This window comes from Paraburkholderia sp. J63, assembly GCF_905220245.1.
Classification (GTDB): domain Bacteria; phylum Pseudomonadota; class Gammaproteobacteria; order Burkholderiales; family Burkholderiaceae; genus Paraburkholderia.
In genome coordinates this window covers 131076-150330 of record NZ_CAJMZF010000006.1, presented here as the reverse complement: position 1 = coordinate 150330, position 19255 = coordinate 131076, and the positions used below count along the sequence as shown (strand labels likewise).

The following is a 19255-nucleotide window of genomic DNA, read 5'->3' as shown; positions in this document are numbered from 1 at the left end:
CGCCTCAAGACTGCGGCGCGGGCTGTGCAGCCGCTCTGCCGCTCGCGCGCGCCTGCGCCGGCGGCGTCCATCCATAGCCGAGCGCCTTGTAGAGATTCACGATCTCCGCAAGCCGCTGATCCTGCAGTTGCGATTGCTGGATCTGCGCCGCGAACAGGCTGCGCTCGGCGTCGAGCACTTCCAGATAGCTCGTGTAGCCGCCCTCATAGAGATCGTTCGAGAGCGACGTGTACTGCGTGAGCGCGACCACCTGGCGCGAGGTCGCCTCGAGCTGATCGTTGGTGCGCGCGGCGCCCACGAGCGCATTCTCCACATCGGCGAAGGCCTGCTGGATTGTCTGCTCGTAGCTCAGGAGCGCCTCCTGGTGCACCGCCTCCGCCGAATGCACGGAGCCCGCGATGGCGCCGCCTTCGAAGATCGGCTGCGTGATCATGCCCGCAAACGACCAGACGCGCGCCGGCCCGGTCCAGAGCCCCGAAAGCGCCGTGCTGGCCGCGCCGAACATGCCGGTCAGCGAGATCTCCGGGAAATACTGCGCGCGGGCCGCGCCGATCTGGGCATTCGCCGCAATGAGCGCCTGCTCCGCCTGCTGAATGTCGGGCCGCCGCTCGAGCAGCGACGACGGCAGGCCCGCCGGGATCGCCGGCACGGAGAGCTGCGAGATCGACTTGCCGCGCGGAATCGGCCCCGGATTCTGGCCGAGCAGCAAGGAAATCGCGTCCTCCTGCTGCCCGATCTGGTTCTCGATCGAGTAGACCGACGCCTGCGCGGACTCGTATTCGGAACGCGCCTGGCTCAGTTGCAGTTGCGACACCACCCCGCCCGCAAAGCGCTCCTCGAACAGCTTGACGGAGTCGTCGCGGCTCTTGAGCGTCTCCTCGGCAATCGTCAGTTGATTGTCGAGGTCGCGCAGTTGCAGATAGCTCGTCGCCACATTGGCGATCAGCGCGATACGGGTGGCCTGCTGCGCCGACTGTGTACCGAGATATTCGGCGCGCGCAGCTTCGGTCAGGCGGCGCAGGCGTCCGAACAGATCGAGCTCCCAGGACACCGTGCCCTGGAGCTGCACCTGATTGCCGACCAGCGGCGGATAGCCCGGCGCGGGCACGCCGCGGCTGCGCGAGCCACCGAAATTCGCGCCCACTTGCGGGAACAGACCCGCGCGCGCCACCACGTATTGGCCGTAGTACTGCTCGACACGCGCCGCCGCGATGCCGAGATCCTTGTTCTGCGCGAGCGCCTTCACCACGAGGTCGTCGAGGACGGGGTCGTCGAACTGCTTCCACCAGTCAAGCGACGTATCGACCACTTCCGCGTCGGGCGCCGCGAAGCGATAGGTGGCCGGCGTGTCCACCGTGGGCCGGTGATAGTCGGGGCCGACCGCGCAGGCCGCGAGCCAGAGCGTGCTCGCAGCAACAACGAGGGGCTTCAATGCCTGCTTCAATTTCGGGCTCATGGCTTCAGCCCTCCTGTGCGGGAGGCACCGCCGGCGGCGGCAATTCCGGTTCGGACTTGGGCTTCTTGCGCGACGAGAGCGTTTCGAGACCCCAGAAGAACATCGGAATGAAGAAGAGCGCGATGAGCGTGGCGCCGAGCATGCCGAACACCACGCCCGTGCCGAGCGAGCGGCGGCTGGCCGCCGACGCCCCGCTCGCGATGGCGAGCGGCACGCAGCCGAGAATGAACGCCAGCGACGTCATGATGATCGGCCGCAGACGCAGCTTCGCGGCGTGCAGGGCGGCCTCGTAGGGCGACATGCCCTCCTTCTCGCGCATTTCCACGGCGAACTCGAAGATCAGGATGGCGTTCTTCGCCGCGAGCGCGATCAGCACCGTGAGGCCGATCTGGAAGTACACATCGTCTTCCATGCCGCGGATCAGAATGCCCACGAGCGCGCCGAACACCGCGAACGGCACCGCCAGCAGCACGCCGATCGGCAGCGACCACTTCTCGTACTGGGCCGCGAGGATCAGGAACACCATCAGCAGCGCGAAGCCGAACACGAGCCCCGCCGTCGAGCCGGCCGTCTTTTCCTCATACGCCTGGCCGCTCCACGAGTAGCTGTAGCCATCGCCCAGCACCTCGTTCGCGATCGCCTCCATCGCCGCGATCGCTTCACCCGAGCTGTGGCCGGGCGCGGCGTCGCCGGTGATCTTGGCGGCGGGAAAGTTGTTGAAGCGGTTGACGATGTCCGCGCCGTTCACGAACTTGTAGGTAGTGACGGCCTTGATGGGCACCATGTCGCCGGAGCGGTTACGCACGTAGAGCTGCTGGATGTCGTCCGGACGCGTGCGGTACTGCGGCTCGGCCTGCACGATCACCTGGAACAGGCGGCTGCCCTTCGGGAACTGGCTCACGTACGAGGAACCGAACATCGTCTGCAGTGCTGAGTAGACGTCCTGCACCGCGACGCCCTGCGATTCAGCGCGCTCGCGGTCCACTTCCACGAGCAGTTGCCGCGAGTTCGTGTCGATGGTCGAATTGACGCCGCGCAGCGCCGGGTTCTGGCGCGCCTTCGCGATCACCGCGCGGACCTTCTCTTCGAGCTGCTGGTACGTGCCATCGCCGGTGCTCTGCACCCAGAACTCGAAGCCGCCCGTCGTGCCGAGGCCCGGAATCGACGGCGGATTGACCGGTATCACCACGCCGTCCTTGAAGCCCGCGAACGCGCGGTTCGCGGCCGTGATGAGGTCGGCGGCCGTGCCGTTCTTGCCACGCTCGCTGAAGTCCTTGAGCGTGACGAACAGCGTGCCGGCGTTGGCCTTGTACTGCGAGTCGATCAGGCTGTAGCCGACCGGCGCGGCCACGGCCTTGACGGCCGGCTGCTTCATGAACCAGTCTTCGGCGCGCTTCGAAACGTCTCCGGTGCGGTCGAGACTCGCGGCGTCGGGCGTGATGACCGCGCCGAGCAGATAGCCCTGGTCCTCGACCGGCACGAACGACGTGGGAATTTTCTTGAAGAGCACACCGGTGGCCAGACACATCACGGCGATCAGCATGATCGAGAGCATGACGCGGCGGATCGCCGACTGCACGGTCCTGCCGTAGCCCGCGGTCACCTGCTCGAAACGCTCGTTGAACCAGACGAAGAAACGGTTCTTTTTCTTCTCGCCCGGCTTGAGCAGGATGGCGGCCAGCGCCGGCGAGAGCGTGAGCGCGACGATACCCGAGAGCACCACCGAGACCGCGATGGTCACGGCGAACTGCTTGTAGAGCTGGCCCGTGATGCCCGAGAGGAACGCCACCGGGATGAACACGGCGAGCAGCACGAGCACGATGGCCACCACGGGGCCGCTCACCTCGTCCATGGCGCGCTTGGCCGCCTCCCTCGGCGGCAGCTTGAACTCGGTCATGTTGCGCTCGACGTTCTCGATCACGACGATGGCGTCGTCCACCACGATACCGATCGCGAGCACCATGCCGAACAGCGTGAGCATGTTCACCGAGAAGCCGAACGCGAGCATGCCGATGAATGCGCCGATGATCGACACCGGCACCGCGAGAATCGGCACGAGCGTGGCGCGGAAGCTCTGGAGGAAGATGAACACCACCAGAATCACGAGTATCACCGCGTCGCGCAGCGTCTTCACCACCTCGTCGATCGACTCGTGCACGAACTCGGTCGTGTCGAGCGCGATTTCATACTTGAGGCCGGGCGGGAAGCTCTTGCTCAACTGCTCGAGCGTCGCGCGCACCTGTTTGGACACCTGCAGCGCGTTGGCCCCGGGCTGCTGGTAGACCGCGAGCAGCGTGGCGGTCTTGCCGTTGTAGCGGCCGCGCATCGAGTAGTCCTTCGCGCCGAGCTCCGTATGGCCGATGTCCTTGATGCGCACGATCGCCGCGTCGCCCGACTTGGCGCGCAGGATGATGTTGTCGAACTGGTCCGGCTCGGTGAGACGCCCCGCGGTCGCCACCGGGAAAGTCTGCAGCACCGGCCCGTTGGTCGGCGACTGGCCGAGGCGGCCGGCCGAGAATTGCTGGTTCTGCGCGCTGATCGCGTTCTTCACGTCGTCCACGGTGATGCCGAGCTTGGCCATGCGGTCCGGCTTGACCCAGACGCGCATCGCATAGTCGGCGGAACCCATGATCGCCGACTGGTTCGCACCGGGCAGGCGCTTGATCGCATCGAGCACGTAGACGTTCGCGTAGTTCGCCACGTACTGCTGATCGAAGGTGTTGTCCGGCGAATAGACGGCGATCACCATCATGAACGCCGACGAGCGCTTCTGCACCGAGACGCCCTGCTGCGTGACCGCATCGGGCAGCGTGGGCAGCGCAAGGTTCACGCGGTTCTGCACGTCCACCTGGGCGAGCGCGGGATCGGTGCCGATATTGAAGTACGCGGTAAGCGTCATGTTGCCCGTCGAGGAACTCGACGAGCTCATGTACATCATGTTGTCCGCACCGTTCACCTGCTCCTCGATCGGCGCGGCAACGTTCTGCGCGATGATGTCGGCGCTCGCACCGGGATAGCTCGCCGTGACCGTGATCTGCGGCGGCGCGATGTCGGGAAACTGCGCGATCGGCAGGTTGAACATGGCCACCATACCGGCCACGACGATGATGATCGACAGGACCGATGCAAAGATCGGCCGGTCGATAAAGAAGTGGGAGAACTTCATCGCTCAGCCTCCCGCTGCGGGAGAGAGCGTCACGTCCACGCGGCGGGACTGGTCGGGCGGGTCGGTGGCAACGATCTTCGCGGGCTTGCGCATCTCGATGCGCGCATCCTGCACGCCCGCGACGATCAGCGCCGCGCGCACGGTGCCGGCGCGCGACTTGGCGAGGCGCTCGTTCTGCGCGTAGGAGCCGCTTGCATCGGTATAGCCGGAGATCACGACGCGCGTATCGGGCGACGCGGCCAGATGCTGCGCGACCGTGGCGAGCGCCGTGGCCGATTGCGCGTCGAGGCTCGCGCTGCCCGGCGCGAAGTACAGTTGCGTCTGCCCCGATGCGCCTGCCTCGGCCGTGGTTGCCGGAGCCGCGCTCGTCGCGCCTGTGCCGGCTTTCGCGTTCGCGGCGTTTGCGTTCGTGGCGTTGCCGGCGGTGTTAGCCGCGTTCGCACCATTCCCACCGTTGGCGCCATTAGCACCATTGGCCCCGGCCGCGCCGCCCTGCCCGCCGATATTCACGCTGGCCGCGGGCGTGGGCACCAGCGTCGCCTTCACGGGCGCGTCCGGCATCAGCTTGAGCGTGTTGTCGATGACGACGTGGTCGCCCGCGTGCAATCCCGAGCTGATGACCCAGTCGTTACCGTTCCACTCGCCGGTCTCGACTGCGCGCTGCTGCGCCTTGCCATCCTTGTCCACGGTCCAGACGAACGCGCCTCGCGGCCCTTGCTGCACGGCGACCTGCGGCACCGCCACCGCGCTCGCGCGCTGGGCGCCCAGCAGCTTGATGCGCACGAACTGGCCCGGCCGCAAAGTGCCGTTCGGGTTCGGCACCTCGGCGCGAATCAGATAGGTACCCGTCTCTTCGCTTAGCGAAGCATCGGCGAACTTGATATGGCCGCGCTGCGGGTAGATGCTGCCGTCGGCCAGCACGATCACCGCTTCGAGCTCGCCAATCTGCGGCAGCTTGAGCGCGCCGCTCTTGGTCTGCGAACGCAGGTTCAACATCTCGTTTTCTGAGAGCGAGAAGTTGATCCACATGGGATCGAGTTTCGCCACGTAGGTGAGCAGGCTGTTGCTCGCGTCGATATAGGAGCCGTCCTGCTTCTTCGCGAAGCTCGAGAGGCCCGTGACGGGCGCCGTGATCGTGGTATAGCCGAGATTCAGTTTCGCGCTCGTGACATTGGCGCGCGCCTGTTCGAGCGCGGCGGCGGCGGCCTGTTCCTGGCCCACGGAGTCGTCGAGGTCTTTCTGGCTCAGTGCGTTCTTGGCCGCGAGCGGACGCACGCGATTGAGGTTGGCCTGCGCCGTGTCGAGCCGCGCCTTCTGCTGCGCATACTCGGCTTGCGCGGCATCGAGCGAAGCCTGGAACGGCTTGCGGTCCATCTGGAACATGACGTCGCCTTGATGAACCATCGAGCCTTCTTCATAAACGCGCTTTTCGAGGAAGCCGTTTACGCGGGCGCGAATCTCGACTTGCTGCGAGCTTTCGGTTTGCCCTACATAGTCGAACATCACGGGCACGTCGCGCAGCGCGACGTTGATGACGTCCACATTCACGGGTGGTCGTGCCGACGCAACAGGCGTCTTGTCGTGACACGCAGCAACCCCGAACGCCATACCCAGGGACAGGCACAGCCGTGCCACCCAATTTCCGCTTGCCATACTGTTTCTCCGTTGTCGACGATCTGCGCTGGACCGACGAACTCGAGGCGAATCCGGTCATGCCGGATGGGCTGCGTCGCCTTGAAGCTCGGTGCAAAATCTTACAGCGATTCCCTTAAGCACACGATCAAGTTTGCCGCCAGTCAGCACGTTTTTGCCGGCAATCAATATTCGCTATGCATTGCGAAATAATCACGCGAAAAGTTGCATTTAAAGCAACGAATCGAATAAATCGGATTGCAAACATTCGAAGCGATTGGATGAGCGTTCGAGCTCAAAAGACAGACCGCTCAAGGACGGAAATGCAAACGCCGCGCAAGAATTGCGCGGCGCATGAGGGCGGAAGTCTGTTACGCGGTGCCGGCCTGCCGGCCGGTCTGCCGCTGGTCTGCGGTTGGCCTGCTTTTATCGAGTCAGCAGCATTGGCCGGTCAAGCCCGCTTCAGTCGAGCGGCCGGCCTGCCGGTTCGCGGATCAGCGGCAACGCCAGCAGCGAGACCGCGCCGCAGCCGATCAGATACCACGCCGGCGCCAGCGGGTCGCCGAGCAATTGAATGAGCCAGGTCGCGAAGAACTGGGCGAAGCCGCCGAAGATCGAGACGCCCACGCAATAGACGATGGACATGCCCGTCACGCGGATCGCCTGCGGAAACAGCTCGGGCAGCATGACGATGTTGGGCACCGCCGTGAACGCGACGATGGCGCCCAGCACGGCCACGACGGCCAGCACGGTCGGCACCGTGGGCACGGCGTGGATCAGCATGAATGCCGGATAGATCACCGCAATCAGCAGCACGCGCGAGTAGCCGAGCACCCGCTTGCGGCCCACGCGGTCGGACAGGATGCCGGCGAACGGCGAGCACGCGGCCGTGACGAGCGCGGCCACGAGCGCGGCGCTCATGCCCACCGACATCGGCAGGCCGAGGATCTTGATCGCGTAGGTGGACATATAGAACAGCACGATGTAGTTCGCCGCCGTGCCGCCGATGGTCGTGACGACGCCCGCGACGAGCGCCGCGCGATGGCGCGAGAAGATTTCGCGCAGCGGACGCACGGCCTCGGTCACGGGGGCGGCCATGTCGACGGGCTCGGTGTGCTCGAGCGTTTCGTCGAGATGGCGGCGGATGTAGACGCCCACCGGCACGACCAGCATGCCGATCACGAACGGCACGCGCCAGCCCCAACTCTGGAGCGCCGCGGGCGTGAGCGCCGCCGAAAGCGCCACGCCGAGCAGCGCGCCGCAGACCGCGTTGAGCCCCTGGCTCACGAACTGCCAGCTGCCGTAGAAGCCGCGCGTGCGGTCGTTCGCGTATTCGAGCAGCATCGTCGTCGAGGCGCCCACTTCGCCGCCTACCGCGAAGCCCTGCACGAGCCGCGCGAGCACGATGAGCGCGGGCGCCGCGAGGCCGATCTGCGCATAGGTGGGCGCGAACGCGATCATCGCCGAGCCGAGCGCCATGAGCCAGAGCGTGAGCGTCATGGCCGCCTTGCGGCCCGCGCGGTCGGCGAACGCGCCGATCATCACGCCGCCGAGCGGCCGCACGATGAATCCCACGCCGAAGCTGCCCACGGCCAGCAGCAATTGATTCAGCGCGCCGTGCACCGGAAAGAACAGCGTGCCGATGGTGGTCGCAAAGAAGCTGTAGACCGTGAAGTCGAAAAATTCGAGGCCGTTGCCGAGCGTGATCGCGGCGATGGCCTTCGCGCGCGACGCGCGTGTGTGGCCTTGCGCGGGCGCGCCCGCCTGGGGCTGCAGCGAAGTGGCGTTCATTGTGGGTCTCCTGTCGATCAGAGTTGGCGCTTTAACGCCTTGTTCCGATCCCATGCAAAGCTCATCTCTTGATCGAATACGCCCGGGGCGATGGCCCAGCTCAGGCGCGCAAGAAGCGTTCGGCCAGCTTCACCCAGTATGAGGCGCCCGTCGCGAGACAGTCGTCGTTGAAATCGTAGCCGGGGTTGTGGACCATGCAGCCGCCTTCGCCATCGCCATTGCCGATGATCAGATAGCTGCCCGCGCACTGCTCGAGCAGGAACGAGAAGTCCTCGCTGCCGGTAAGCGGAGCGAGATCGTCGATGAGACCGTCCTCTCCGAGCCACTCGCGCGCCACGTCTTGCGCGAACGCCGTCATTTCCGCGTCGTTCACGAGCACCGGATAGCGGCGCTGGTAATCGATGCGCGCCGTCGCGCCGTAGGCGCTCGCCTGCGCGTGCACGAGCGTCGTGATGCGCTCTTCGAGCAGGTCGCGCACCTCGGGACGCAGCGCACGCACAGAAAGGCGCATCTGCGCGGTCTGCGGAATCACGTTGGGCGCCTCGCCCGCGTGGATCGCGCCCACCGTGACGATCGCCATGTCGAGCGGCGGCACGTTGCGCGACACGATGGTCTGCAGCGCGAGCACCACGTTCGCGCACACCACCACGGGATCGATGGCCTTGTGCGGCACCGCACCATGACCGCCGCGGCCGTCGATGTCGATGATCACCGTGTCCGACGACGCCATGAACGGCCCCGGGCGGAAGCCGAGCTTGCCGGTGGGAAAGCCCGGCATGTTGTGCATGGCGAAGACCGCATCGCAGGGGAAGCGCTCGAAAAGCCCTTCGTCGAGCATGCGCTTGGCGCCGCCGAGCCCTTCTTCGGCGGGCTGGAAAATGAGGTGCAGCGTGCCGTCGAACGAACGCGACTGCGCGAGGTGCCTGGCCGCCGCGAGCAGCATGGCCGTGTGGCCGTCATGGCCGCACGCGTGCATCTTGCCGGGTACGCGGCTCGCATAATCGAGCCCCGTGTCCTCCTGGATGGGCAGCGCGTCCATGTCGGCGCGCAGGCCGAGGCGCTGCTTGCCCGTGCCCACCTTGAGCGTGCCCACGACGCCCGTGCCGCCCAGCCCGCGATGCACCTCGTAGCCCCATTGGGCGAGCCGCTCCGCGACGAGATCGCTCGTCACGAACTCCTCGAAACCCAGCTCCGGGTGCGCGTGGATCGCGTGGCGCAGCGCGATCATTTCCTCTTCGATATCCGCGATTGCAGCGGGAATCGCCATCGTGTTCATTCGTCGTCTCCTGCGTTCAAGCCATCCATTGCGTGACGGTTCAGGATAATGACGTCGCCTGGTCGCCGACAGCCCTAAAATGGTTAGCCCGCCAACCGCAGGTTTTCACTCGGGTTTCCCCTTATGAAGTTCCACCAGTTCAGGGCGCTCGTCGCCATGGCCGATACCGGCAGCATCCGCGCGGCGGCGCGCGCGCTGGGCATTTCGCCGGCCGCCGCGACCAAGGCCGTGCGCGAGCTCGAGGCGGAGCAGCAGATCGCGCTCGTGACGCGCAACGCGAACGGCATCGCGTTCACGGACGCCGGCCAGGCGCTGCTCGTGCACGCGCGGGCCATCGTGCACCAGATGTCGCGCGCCCAGGACGAGCTCGATGCGCGGCGCGGCCACGGCGGCGGCAAGCTCTCGATCGGCGTGACGCCCTGGCTCGCGCTCTCGTTCCTGCCCGACGCGGTGACGCGCTTTCGCGAGCGCATGCCCGGCATGCAGCTGGAGTTTTATGAGGGACTACTCAATATCGTGATGCCGCGCCTGCGCGACGGCACGCTCGACTTCTCGCTCGGCAAGCCCGGCCTCGCCTCGCTGCACGCCGAATTCATGCAGACGCCCATCTTCGCCACCGAATCCGCCGTGGTCGTGCGCCGTGGCCATCCGCTCGAACATGCCCAGACGCTCGTGGAACTGCAGGACTGCGAATGGCTGCTCAACTGGGACCCGGCGAGCAAGGAGATGGTCACCGACGACATCTTCCGCCGTCACGGCCTGCCGCTGCCGCGCACGGTGCATCTCGCGCATTCGTTCGTGGTGGCCATGGGGCTCATCATGAACACCGACATGGCGAGCATCTTTCCCTGGCCGCTCGTGGAGACGCGCTTCGCGCGCGATAACCTGTGCGCGCTCGCGCTACAGGAGGAAGTGGACCGCACCGTGGTGAGCGTGGTGGCACGACGCGGCGTGCCGCTTTCCGCCGCCGCCGAATGCTTTCTCGCCTGCCTCAAGGAGGCGATCCGCGCGGGCGAGGCTTCCCAGGACCCCGAGCGGCGCCGGCTCTATCACTCGCTCGAACTGCTGATCTGAGGGGCGCAGGCGGGCTGCGTCGCCGTCCAGAACTAGAACGACGTGCCGATCTGGAACTGGAACTTCTGATACTGATCGCCCGCATGCTTGACGATCGGGAAGCCCAGGTCGAGCTTGAGCGGGCCGATCGGCGAGATCCATTCGAGGCCCGCGCCATAGCTGTAGCGCAGCCCGTTCGCGCCGGTGCTGTTGCCTTCGGTGCCCCAGACGTTGCCGCCGTCGACGAAGGTGAACACGCGCAGTGTGCGGTCGTAGCCCGTGCCCGGCAGCGGGAAGGTCAGCTCGATATTGCCGACGAGCATTTTCGAGCCGCCGATCGGGTCGCCCGTGGTCGCGTCGCGCGGACCGAGCGAGCCCGACTCGTAGCCCCGCACCGAGCCAATACCGCCCGCGTAGTAATTCTTGAAGATCGGATAGGGCTTACCGCCGAGCCCGTTGCCATAGCCGCCCTGAAAGTTCAGCCCCAGCACGAAGCCACGCGCAAATGAGTAGTAGTACTGCATTTGCGCATCGGCCTTGTAGTATTCGGTGCCGATGGGCGTGCCATATTCGGCGTTGGCCTGCGCATAGTAGCCGCGGCTCGGCACGAGCGCGCTGTCACGGTTGTCGCGCGACCAGCCCACCGTGAGCGGCACCGTGTTCGAGACGCGCCCGAAGTCGTCCACATAGTCCTTGTACGTCTGCGGCGTGGTCGCATCGATGTCGAGACGATCCTGCTCGATGCCCAGACCAAAATACACCATGTCGGTCTCGGAGAACGGAATGCCGAACTTCGTGTCCGCGCCGTACGAAATGATGCGAAAGCTCGTGTCGTTGGTGCTCGAATAATAGAGAGGCTCGGTGGTGCGATAGTAGACGTCGGTGATGCGCTTGATGCCGTCGATCGTGAAATACGGATCGATCTGCGTGACCGAAAGCGTGCGATAGGTCGTGGCCGTATTCACGTTCAGCGACAGGCTGGTGCCGGAGCCGAACACGTTGTCCTGCGAAACGCCCGCCGAGATGATGGGCCCCTCGCCCGAGCCATAGCCCACGCCCAGCGAGATCGTGCCCGTGGGCTTCTCGGTCACGGCCACGTCCACATCGACTTCGTCCTGCGTGCCTTCCACCGGCACCGTCGTGACTTCGACGTCGGTGAAATAGCCGAGCCGGTTGATGCGGTCCTTCGAGAGCGCGAGGCGGCTCGAATCGAACCACGAGCTTTCGAGCTGGCGCATCTCGCGGCGGATCACCTCGTCGCGCGTGCGCGTGTTACCCGTGATATTCACGTGACGCACGTACACCCGGCGCCCCGGATCGACCTGCAAGGTCAGGTTCACCGTATGGTGCACCTGATCGATCTGCGGCTCGGCGTTGACGGTCGCGAACGCATAGCCATACTCGCCGAGCTTGTCGACGAGCGCCTTGGTCGTGTCCTTGAGCTTCTGCGCCGAAAAGCGCTGCCCCGCCTTCACCGTAATGAGCTTCCTGAGCACGGCTTCCCGGTCGAGCAGATTGCCCGCGAGGCCCACGCCCGAAATCGTATAGGGCTCGCCCTCGTGTATCGACACGGTCAGATACATGTCCTTCTTGTCGGGCGAGAGCGAAACTTGCGTGGAGTCAATGTTGAACTCCAGGTAGCCACGGTCGAGATAGTAGTTCCGTACGTTCTCCAGATCGCCCGTGAGCTTATCTTTGGAGTACAGATCATTCTTCGTGTACCACGAGAACCAGTTCGGCGTGGAGAGCTGCATCTCGTCAAGCAGCGTGCCCTCGCTGAACGTGTTGTTGCCGATGAAGTTGATCTGGCGAATCTTCGCGCTCGGGCCTTCGATCACCGAGAACAGCAGGCCCACGCGATTGCGGTCGATCGGCGTGACCGTGGTGGTGACTTCGGCGGCATAGTAGCCGCGCGTGAGGTACTGGCGCTTGAGCTCCTGCTCGGCCTTGTCGACAAGCGCCTTGTCGTAGGCGAGCCCCGGCGAAAGTCCGACCGATTTGAGCGCCTTGGTGAGGTTGTCCTTGTCGAACTCGTGGATGCCCGCGAAGTCGATGGTGCCGATGGCGGGCCGCTCCTGCACCTGCACGACGACCGTGCTGCCTTCGGTGGCAATGCGCACGTCGCTGAAAAAGCCCGTGGCGTAGAGCGCGCGAATGGCATTGGAGGCCTTGTCGTCGGTGAAGGTGTCGCCCTGCTTGATCGGCAGATAGGCGAACACGGTGCCGGGCTCGATGCGCGCCAGCCCGTCGATACGGATGTCCTGGACCACGAAGGGCTCGGTGGCATGCGCGGTGGCGGTCATGCCGAGGCCGAAGCCGGCGAGGGTCAGCGCGCGAGCGTAGCGCGTAGGGGATGAAACCGTCATGCGGGAGGTCGGGAAAAAGGCCAACGGAAAACGCCGCGCAGCCGTGCGCGACGCGACAAGCGATCGCGGCGAAAGCGTTCGCACTCTTGATTGAAAGACAGCGCGCAAAGCTGCGCCCGGACTGCGCTATTGCATGCGCGCCCCGCCCGGCCGCCGCGGCGCGGCAAGCCCGGTGGCCAGCGTCAGCACTTCGGTCATGTGCGCCGCCTGCGCCGGATGCAGGCGAAACGAGAGCTCCGCGCCGCCGGGCAAGCGAAAGCTCATCACCAGATGCTGCACGGTGCCCGACTCCCGTCCGACTTCCCAGGCCTCGCAGGGCATGGCGAACTTCACGCTCGCGGCCTTGTGGCGGATGCGCTCGGAGCGGCCGATCGCGTTGGAGAGCGCGGCCAGCAACTCGTGCATGACCGAACAGTGCAGGGAGACGCTATCGGGCTGATTGCCGTTGACCATCAGATACTGGCCGTCCGCGCTCAACTCGAAGCCGCGCAGCGAATCGATGGCAAGTGACGTAGACGTGGACATGGATGGCGCTCCGTGACGAAAAGCATCGGCGGAGTCTAGTCGGCGTGGCTATGCGCCCAATTACCCGCGTGTTACGTGAATTACTTTCATCAATATTGCCGCGCATGCCATGCGCTTCGACGCGCGCGCGGCCGAAGCGTCCGGAGCGGCCTGCGTCGAGCCCGCTGCCCGCCTTTCAGTTTCCCGCTTCGGCTCGCTCGCAACGCGGCGCGTGAAACACCCGGTAACCGAAGCGATTACCGCGCCTGACAGCAGGCAGACAGGCGGATGAATATCCGCCCAGGGGGCCATGTCGACCCGAAAGCTTCTTGTGGATCGCTCGCACGCTACAATGCGGCTGCCGTTCCACTGCCCCCATCGACATGCAGAACTCTAATCGGGCTTTCCTGCTCGGTCCGTTGCTCAAAGGCGTTTCCCGCTCGTTCTACCTCACCATGCGCGTGCTGCCCGCCGGGATGCGCGACCCCGTGGGGGAGGCGTACCTGCTCGCGCGCGCCGCCGACACTATCGCCGACACCTCGCTGATCCCGCCGCCCCAGCGCCTCGCGCTGCTGCTCGCGCTGCGCGAGCGCGTCAATGGCACGGCGCCGGTCAGCGCCCACGACGACACCTTGCAGCGCATCGCGAGCGAGGTCGCGGGCCAGCAGACGCAATCGGACGAGAAGCTGCTGCTCGAATCGCTGGGCGGCGCGCTCGACGTGCTCGCGCAACTCGACGAAACCGACCGCGGCGCCGTGCGCGAGATCGTCACGACGCTCACGCAAGGCATGGAATTCGATCTGAACACCTTCCCCGACGAGCGCTCGGGCAAGGTAGCCGCGCTCGGCACCTGGGACGCGCTCGACCGCTACACCTACCTCGTGGCGGGCTGCGTGGGCGAGTTCTGGACCAGGATGACCTACATGCATCTGCCCGGCACGCTCGCCCCCGCGCTGCGCGAGACCATGTACCAGCGCGGCGTGCGCTTCGGCAAGGCGCTGCAGATGGTGAACGTGCTGCGCGATTGCGGCAAGGACCTGCGCATCGGCCGCTGCTACCTGCCCGCGACCATGCTCGCGCAGGCCGGCCTCACGCCCGAGGACCTGCTCCAGCCCGGTACGTCCGCACGCGCGCGGCCGCTGATGTTCGGGCTCGTGCGCATCGCGCTCGATCACTTCCGCGCGGCCATCGACTACACGTTCGCGCTGCCGCGCCTCTCCGTGCGTTTGCGGCTCGCCTGCCTGTGGCCGATCCTGATCGGCCTCGAAACGCTGGAGCTGCTGATCGACAACGAAGACTGGCTCGATCCCGCTCGGCCGTCCAAGCTCACGCGCAACGACGTCTATCGCATTCTCGCGTGCTCGACGCTGATCGCGCCTTCCAATGCGCTGCTCAACCGGTGGTTCAAGCGGCTGCTCGCGCGTATCGAAACGCGCATCGCCGCCCTCGGCAACGCATAACCGAACGCCTGAAAAAAAACGGCGCGTGCCGATCAGGGCACGCACCGGGACACTACGCGTCGAACCCGCGTCAGCCCTTCTCGCCGCGATACAGCTTGATGATGGCCGAGAAGTCGAGCTTGCCGTCCCCGTGGCTGCTCATCGCCTGATAGAGCTGCTGCGCGAGCGCGCCCATATAGGCGGGCTGATGGACGCTCTTCGCGGCGTCGGTCGCGAGGCCCATGTCCTTGAGCATCAGGTCCGTGCCGAAGCCGCCCGTATAGCCGCGCGACGAAGGCGCCGTCTCGATCACGCCCGGGAACGGGTTATACGTGTCCGAGCTCCAGCAGCGGCCCGTCGACGTATTCATGATGCCGCCCAGCACCTTCGAGTCGATGCCGAGCGCCTCGCCCAGCGCCATCGCCTCGGCCACGCCCGCCATGGTGACGCCGAGCACGAGGTTGTTGCAGATCTTCGCGACCTGCCCCGTACCCGTCTCGCCGCAATGGACGATGTTCTTGCCCATCCCCGAGAGCACCGGCTTCACGCTTTCATAGAGCGCGGCACTGCCGCCCACCATGAACGTGAGCGTGCCCGCCACCGCGCCGCCCGTGCCGCCCGACACCGGCGCATCCACGAAAGCATTGCCGTGCGCCGCGGCGAGCACGCCGAATGCCTTCGCGCTCGCCGGATCGATCGTGCTCGAATCGATGATCGTCACGCCCTTCCCGATGCCCGCCAGCACGCCGTCCTCGGCGGTGAGCACGGTGCGCACGTGCGCCGCTGCGGGCAGCATCGTGATAACCCATTCGGCGCCCGTGGCTGCGGCCTTGGGCGAAGCGGCTTTGGTTGCGCCCGCATCGATCAGGGTCTGCAACGCCTCGGCGCTCAGATCGAACACGGTGAGCGCATGCCCCGCCTTGATCAGATTGAGCGCCATCGGCGCGCCCATGTGGCCCAGCCCGATGAAACCGATTTTCATGAGCGATTCTCCCTTTAAATTAGCGAGGCGAGCCCGTGCTTCAGTGCAGGTTGATCGTCGTGTTCACGCCGGTGTTAAGGGTGGCGTCGTCAAACCAGCGCGCCGTCACGGTCTTGGTCTGCGTATAGAACTGCACGACCTGCTTGCCGTACGGACCCAGATCGCCAAGCTTCGAGCCGCGCGAGCCCGTGAAGCTGAAATACGGCACCGGCACCGGAATCGGAATGTTGATGCCCACCTGGCCGATGTCGATTTCGCTCTGGAACTTGCGCGCCGCCGCGCCGCTTTGCGTGAAGAGGCCCACGCCGTTGCCGAATGGATTCGCGTTGACGATGGCGATGGCCTCGTCGAGCGTATTCGCGGTCAGCACCACGAGCACCGGCCCGAAGATCTCGTTCGTGTAGATGTCCATATCGGTTTTCACGTTCGTGAACACCGTCGGGCCGACGAAGTTGCCGTTTTCGTAGCCTGGCACCTTCACGTCGCGGCCATCGAGCGCGAGCGTGGCGCCCTGCTTCACGCCCGACTCGATCAGGCTCAGGATGCGCGCTTTCGCGGCGCGCGAGACGACCGGGCCAACGTCGGTTTTCGGCTCATGGCCCGCATTGACTTTCAGCGTCTTCGCTTTCTCGACGAGCTCGGCTATCCACTGCTGGGCCTCGCCCACGAGCACGACGACCGAGGTGGCCATGCAGCGCTGGCCCGCCGCGCCGAACGCCGCGCCCGCGAGCGCGTTGAGCGCCTGCTCGCGATTGGCGTCGGGCAGCACGACCGCGTGATTCTTCGCGCCCATCATCGACTGCACGCGCTTGCCATGCTCGCTGCCGAGGCGATAGACATGCGTGCCCACGGCCGTCGAGCCCACGAACGAAATGGCCTTGATGAGCGGATGCGAGCAGATGGCATCGACGACTTCCTTGCCGCCGTGCACGACGTTTAGTACCCCTTTGGGAATGCCGGCCTGGACGGCGAGCTCGACGAGCTGCATCGTCGAGAGCGGGTCCTGTTCCGAAGGCTTGAGCACGAAGGTGTTGCCGCAGACGATCGCCATCGGGAACATCCACAGCGGAATCATCGCGGGGAAATTGAACGGCGTGATGCCCGCGCATACGCCGAGCGGCTGCTGCAGCGTATAGGTGTCCACGCCGCCGGCCACGTTCTCCGCGAACAGGCCCTGTTGCAGCGTGCCGATCGAGCACGCGTGCTCGACCACTTCGAGGCCGCGGAAGATGTCGCCTTCCGCATCGGGCAGCGTCTTGCCCTGCTCGGCCGTGAGCGTCTGAGCAATGCGCGACATGTTCTCGCGAATCAGCGCCTGGAGCTTGAGCATGATGCGCACGCGCGTACCGATCGGCGTGTTCTTCCACGTCGCGAACGCGGCATGCGCGCTCTTGACCGCCCGATCGACTTCCTCGACGGTCGCGAACGGCACGCGCGCCAGCACTTCCTGGGTGGCGGGATTGACGATGTCGCGCCATTCGGTGGTTTTCGATTCGACGAACTCGCCGTCGATCAACAGCTTGACGGTCGAAGCATGAGCGTTGGAGGCCTGGGTAACTGCGTTCATCTTGAACTCTCTATGAAAGGGCTGAACGGGCCGGCCTGAGCCGGATAATCAGGATTACGATCTAATTGCCGGTTGCGTCGGTCGTGGTGCGAACGCACGCAAAGTGCGTTCCGGGGATGGGGTCGCGCGTGGGGGGCTGCGTGTGCATTGTTTGTCTCCATCCTAGTTATAGACGACCGTGTATTGCAGCGGCCTGCAACCGAGTATAGTTATTCGAATATCCACGGTATAGAGACGAAAAAGCCCATCCGATATGCAAAAAAGCACAACTAGGCCGATGGAGACACTGAACTGGGACGATTTACGCTATTTCCTGGAGGTGGCGCGCACGCAGCGCGCGAGCGGCGCGGCACGGCGCCTCGGCGTCGACCACACGACGGTGGCGCGCCGCGTGCGCGAGCTGGAGGCGGCGCTGGGCACAGTGTTGTTCGACAAATCGCGCTCGGGCGGCTTCGTGCTGACCGCCGAAGGCCAGCGCCTGCTGGCCTACGCCGATACCATCGAAAGCACGGTGCAATCAGCGAGCGAGCAGTTCGCGCTCGGTGCGCAGTCGCTCTCGGGCCACGTGCGGGTGGGATCGACCGAGGGGTTCGGCTGCTTCTTTCTTGCGCCGCAACTCGCGCGCTTCACGGGCAAGCATCCCGACATGTCGATCGATCTGCTGCCCGTGCCGCATTTCGTGAGCCTCTCGAAGCGCGAAGCCGATCTGGCGATCATGCTCGAACGTCCCGAGCGCGGCCAGTACGTTTATACAAAGCTATGCGACTACCGTCTGCGCCTATATGGAACGCCGGACTATCTCACGCGGCACGCGCCCATTCGCTCGGCTGCGGACTTGCGCCATCACGCATTCATCAGCTATGTCGCGGATCTCGCCTTCAGCCATGAGTTGCTCTACCTCGAACGCACGGTGCCGAACGTCTCGGTGAACCTCTGCAGCACGAGCGTGATCGCGCAATACCATGCCGCGCTGCAGGGCAGCGCGCTCGCCATTCTGCCCTGCTTCATGGCCGAACCCGATCCGCGGCTCGTGGCGATCCTGCCCGAGGAAATCGTCGTGACGCGGCGCTTCTGGCTTTGCAGCCGCGAAGATCTGCGCAAGCTGCGGCGCATCACGTCGCTCTGGGACTATCTGCGCGCGGCCGCCGACGCGAACCATGGGCTCCTGATGGGCGAGTCGCCGCACATGCACTATATCGACCCCTGACTGCACTGCCGGCGCCAATAAAAAAAGCCGCACATGCAATCCGGTTCGCGGATTGCATGTGCGGCTTTCAGGATGAATCCGAATGCATCCGGGCCGGTTCGAGCCCGTTCCAGATGCCATTCAGCCAGGGTTCACGCAACACGGGCCGCCCGAGGCGCCCGGCCTGCGCCGAACGCCGGCGATCAGGTCCCGACCGGACGGATCGTCAGCGCGTTCTTGACCGAGGTCACGCCAGCCACGCCCTTCGCCACTTCCGCAGCGTGGTCAACCTGGCCTTGCTCCGGCACGGTGCCTTGCAGGACGATGGCGCCGTCCTTGGCGCGCACGGTGATGTTGGCCACGCTGATGTTCTTGTCCTTGGCGAGCGCTGCACGGACCTTGCGCGAAAGCGCACGGTTGGCGGCGCGAGCCTTCTTGAGGTCTGCCTTCGACTGCTTGACGTTGGCCTGGGCGGCGTCGGTCGGAGCGGTCGCCGTCGTGGCGGCGGGGGCGCTTGCGGCGTCCTGCGCATAAACGTTGAGCGAAGCGGCAACCAGCAAAGCGCCGGCTGCCAGTGTGAACGCCTGAATAGCCTTCATGCGGTTTCTCCTGTTGTCACAGTTTTTTGATGGCCCTCGAGGGACCCATGCACTACACACCATTCACTACCGGTATACAGACGCTGCCAATGCAGTTGACTTCATGGCCGACCTCGCCGCATTGCACTGGGGAGTAACAATACTCCATTTATTTCAGACTTGATGCGAAAGGTGTCGTCGTCACTATTTCGCATCAGTGCACTTTACCTCTGCTTCAGTTCAATCCGCAGACGATTTG

Annotated in this window: 13 protein-coding genes; 3 read left to right on the top strand and 10 right to left on the bottom strand. The window is 65.2% G+C overall.

The genetic code is table 11. The features are described 5' to 3' along the window. Positions 1-4: 4 nt before the first annotated feature. From U5775_RS09245 to U5775_RS09225, 5 genes are all read right to left on the bottom strand, one after another. Complete coding sequence (locus U5775_RS09245) at positions 5-1456, bottom strand: efflux transporter outer membrane subunit (RefSeq protein ID WP_322057827.1); 1452 nt, start codon at positions 1454-1456, stop codon at positions 5-7. A gap of 4 nt (positions 1457-1460) precedes the next feature. Then, entirely contained in the window at positions 1461-4622 is a 3162-nt protein-coding gene (locus U5775_RS09240) for a multidrug efflux RND transporter permease subunit (RefSeq protein ID WP_322057826.1), read from the bottom strand. A gap of 3 nt (positions 4623-4625) precedes the next feature. Beyond that, a complete protein-coding gene (locus U5775_RS09235) occupies positions 4626-6170 on the bottom strand; it encodes an efflux RND transporter periplasmic adaptor subunit (protein ID WP_322057825.1) in 1545 nt (514 codons plus the stop codon). 546 nt (positions 6171-6716) lie between these two features. Beyond that, positions 6717-8045 carry an MFS transporter gene (locus U5775_RS09230; protein WP_322057824.1) on the bottom strand — a complete coding sequence of 443 codons (1329 nt, stop codon included), beginning with the start codon at positions 8043-8045 and terminating at the stop codon, positions 6717-6719. Between the two features lie 100 nt (positions 8046-8145). Then, positions 8146-9321 (bottom strand): M20 aminoacylase family protein, encoded by a 1176-nt coding sequence (locus U5775_RS09225; protein ID WP_322057823.1) that lies wholly within the window; start codon positions 9319-9321, stop codon positions 8146-8148. 123 nt (positions 9322-9444) lie between these two features. On the opposite strand from U5775_RS09225, the gene U5775_RS09220 reads away from it, so the two are divergent. Continuing rightward, positions 9445-10395, top strand: coding sequence for a LysR substrate-binding domain-containing protein (locus tag U5775_RS09220; RefSeq protein ID WP_322057822.1), 951 nt, complete (start codon positions 9445-9447; stop codon positions 10393-10395). A 32-nt stretch (positions 10396-10427) separates the two neighbouring features. Here the strand turns inward: U5775_RS09220 and bamA are convergent, their stop codons facing one another. Both bamA and U5775_RS09210 read right to left on the bottom strand, forming a co-directional pair. Continuing rightward, complete coding sequence (bamA, locus tag U5775_RS09215) at positions 10428-12677, bottom strand: outer membrane protein assembly factor BamA (RefSeq protein WP_322057943.1); 2250 nt, start codon at positions 12675-12677, stop codon at positions 10428-10430. 189 nt (positions 12678-12866) lie between these two features. Continuing rightward, positions 12867-13265 carry a hypothetical protein gene (locus U5775_RS09210; protein ID WP_322057821.1) on the bottom strand — a complete coding sequence of 133 codons (399 nt, stop codon included), beginning with the start codon at positions 13263-13265 and terminating at the stop codon, positions 12867-12869. Positions 13266-13627: 362 nt separating this feature from the next. Here U5775_RS09210 and U5775_RS09205 point away from each other — a divergent pair, with 362 nt between their 5' ends. Further along, entirely contained in the window at positions 13628-14704 is a 1077-nt protein-coding gene (locus U5775_RS09205) for a phytoene/squalene synthase family protein (RefSeq protein WP_322057820.1), read from the top strand. Between the two features lie 70 nt (positions 14705-14774). On the opposite strand, the gene mmsB is transcribed toward U5775_RS09205, so the two are convergent. Both mmsB and U5775_RS09195 read right to left on the bottom strand, forming a co-directional pair. Continuing rightward, complete coding sequence (gene mmsB, locus U5775_RS09200) at positions 14775-15665, bottom strand: 3-hydroxyisobutyrate dehydrogenase (RefSeq protein WP_322057819.1); 891 nt, start codon at positions 15663-15665, stop codon at positions 14775-14777. Between the two features lie 40 nt (positions 15666-15705). After that, on the bottom strand, positions 15706-17232 hold the full coding sequence (locus U5775_RS09195) for a CoA-acylating methylmalonate-semialdehyde dehydrogenase (protein WP_322057818.1): 1527 nt from the start codon (positions 17230-17232) through the stop codon (positions 15706-15708). A gap of 253 nt (positions 17233-17485) precedes the next feature. Here U5775_RS09195 and U5775_RS09190 point away from each other — a divergent pair, with 253 nt between their 5' ends. Continuing rightward, positions 17486-18439 carry a LysR family transcriptional regulator gene (locus U5775_RS09190; protein WP_322057817.1) on the top strand — a complete coding sequence of 318 codons (954 nt, stop codon included), beginning with the start codon at positions 17486-17488 and terminating at the stop codon, positions 18437-18439. Positions 18440-18621: 182 nt separating this feature from the next. On the opposite strand, the gene U5775_RS09185 is transcribed toward U5775_RS09190, so the two are convergent. Continuing rightward, the gene (locus U5775_RS09185) at positions 18622-19017 is read right to left on the bottom strand and encodes a BON domain-containing protein (RefSeq protein ID WP_322057816.1); all 396 of its coding nucleotides are present in this window, start codon (positions 19015-19017) and stop codon (positions 18622-18624) included. Between the last annotated feature and the right edge of the window lie 238 nt (positions 19018-19255).

Coding starts and splice junctions, on each gene's coding strand:
- U5775_RS09245 (WP_322057827.1), bottom strand. CDS start 1,456: ATGAGCCCGAAATTGAAGCAGGCATTGAAGCCCCTCGTTGTTGCTGCG.
- U5775_RS09240 (WP_322057826.1), bottom strand. CDS start 4,622: ATGAAGTTCTCCCACTTCTTTATCGACCGGCCGATCTTTGCATCGGTC.
- U5775_RS09230 (WP_322057824.1), bottom strand. CDS start 8,045: ATGAACGCCACTTCGCTGCAGCCCCAGGCGGGCGCGCCCGCGCAAGGC.
- U5775_RS09225 (WP_322057823.1), bottom strand. CDS start 9,321: ATGAACACGATGGCGATTCCCGCTGCAATCGCGGATATCGAAGAGGAA.
- U5775_RS09220 (WP_322057822.1), top strand. CDS start 9,445: ATGAAGTTCCACCAGTTCAGGGCGCTCGTCGCCATGGCCGATACCGGC.
- bamA (WP_322057943.1), bottom strand. CDS start 12,677: ATGACCGCCACCGCGCATGCCACCGAGCCCTTCGTGGTCCAGGACATC.
- U5775_RS09210 (WP_322057821.1), bottom strand. CDS start 13,265: ATGTCCACGTCTACGTCACTTGCCATCGATTCGCTGCGCGGCTTCGAG.
- U5775_RS09205 (WP_322057820.1), top strand. CDS start 13,628: ATGCAGAACTCTAATCGGGCTTTCCTGCTCGGTCCGTTGCTCAAAGGC.
- mmsB (WP_322057819.1), bottom strand. CDS start 15,665: ATGAAAATCGGTTTCATCGGGCTGGGCCACATGGGCGCGCCGATGGCG.
- U5775_RS09195 (WP_322057818.1), bottom strand. CDS start 17,232: ATGAACGCAGTTACCCAGGCCTCCAACGCTCATGCTTCGACCGTCAAG.
- U5775_RS09190 (WP_322057817.1), top strand. CDS start 17,486: ATGCAAAAAAGCACAACTAGGCCGATGGAGACACTGAACTGGGACGAT.
- U5775_RS09185 (WP_322057816.1), bottom strand. CDS start 19,017: ATGAAGGCTATTCAGGCGTTCACACTGGCAGCCGGCGCTTTGCTGGTT.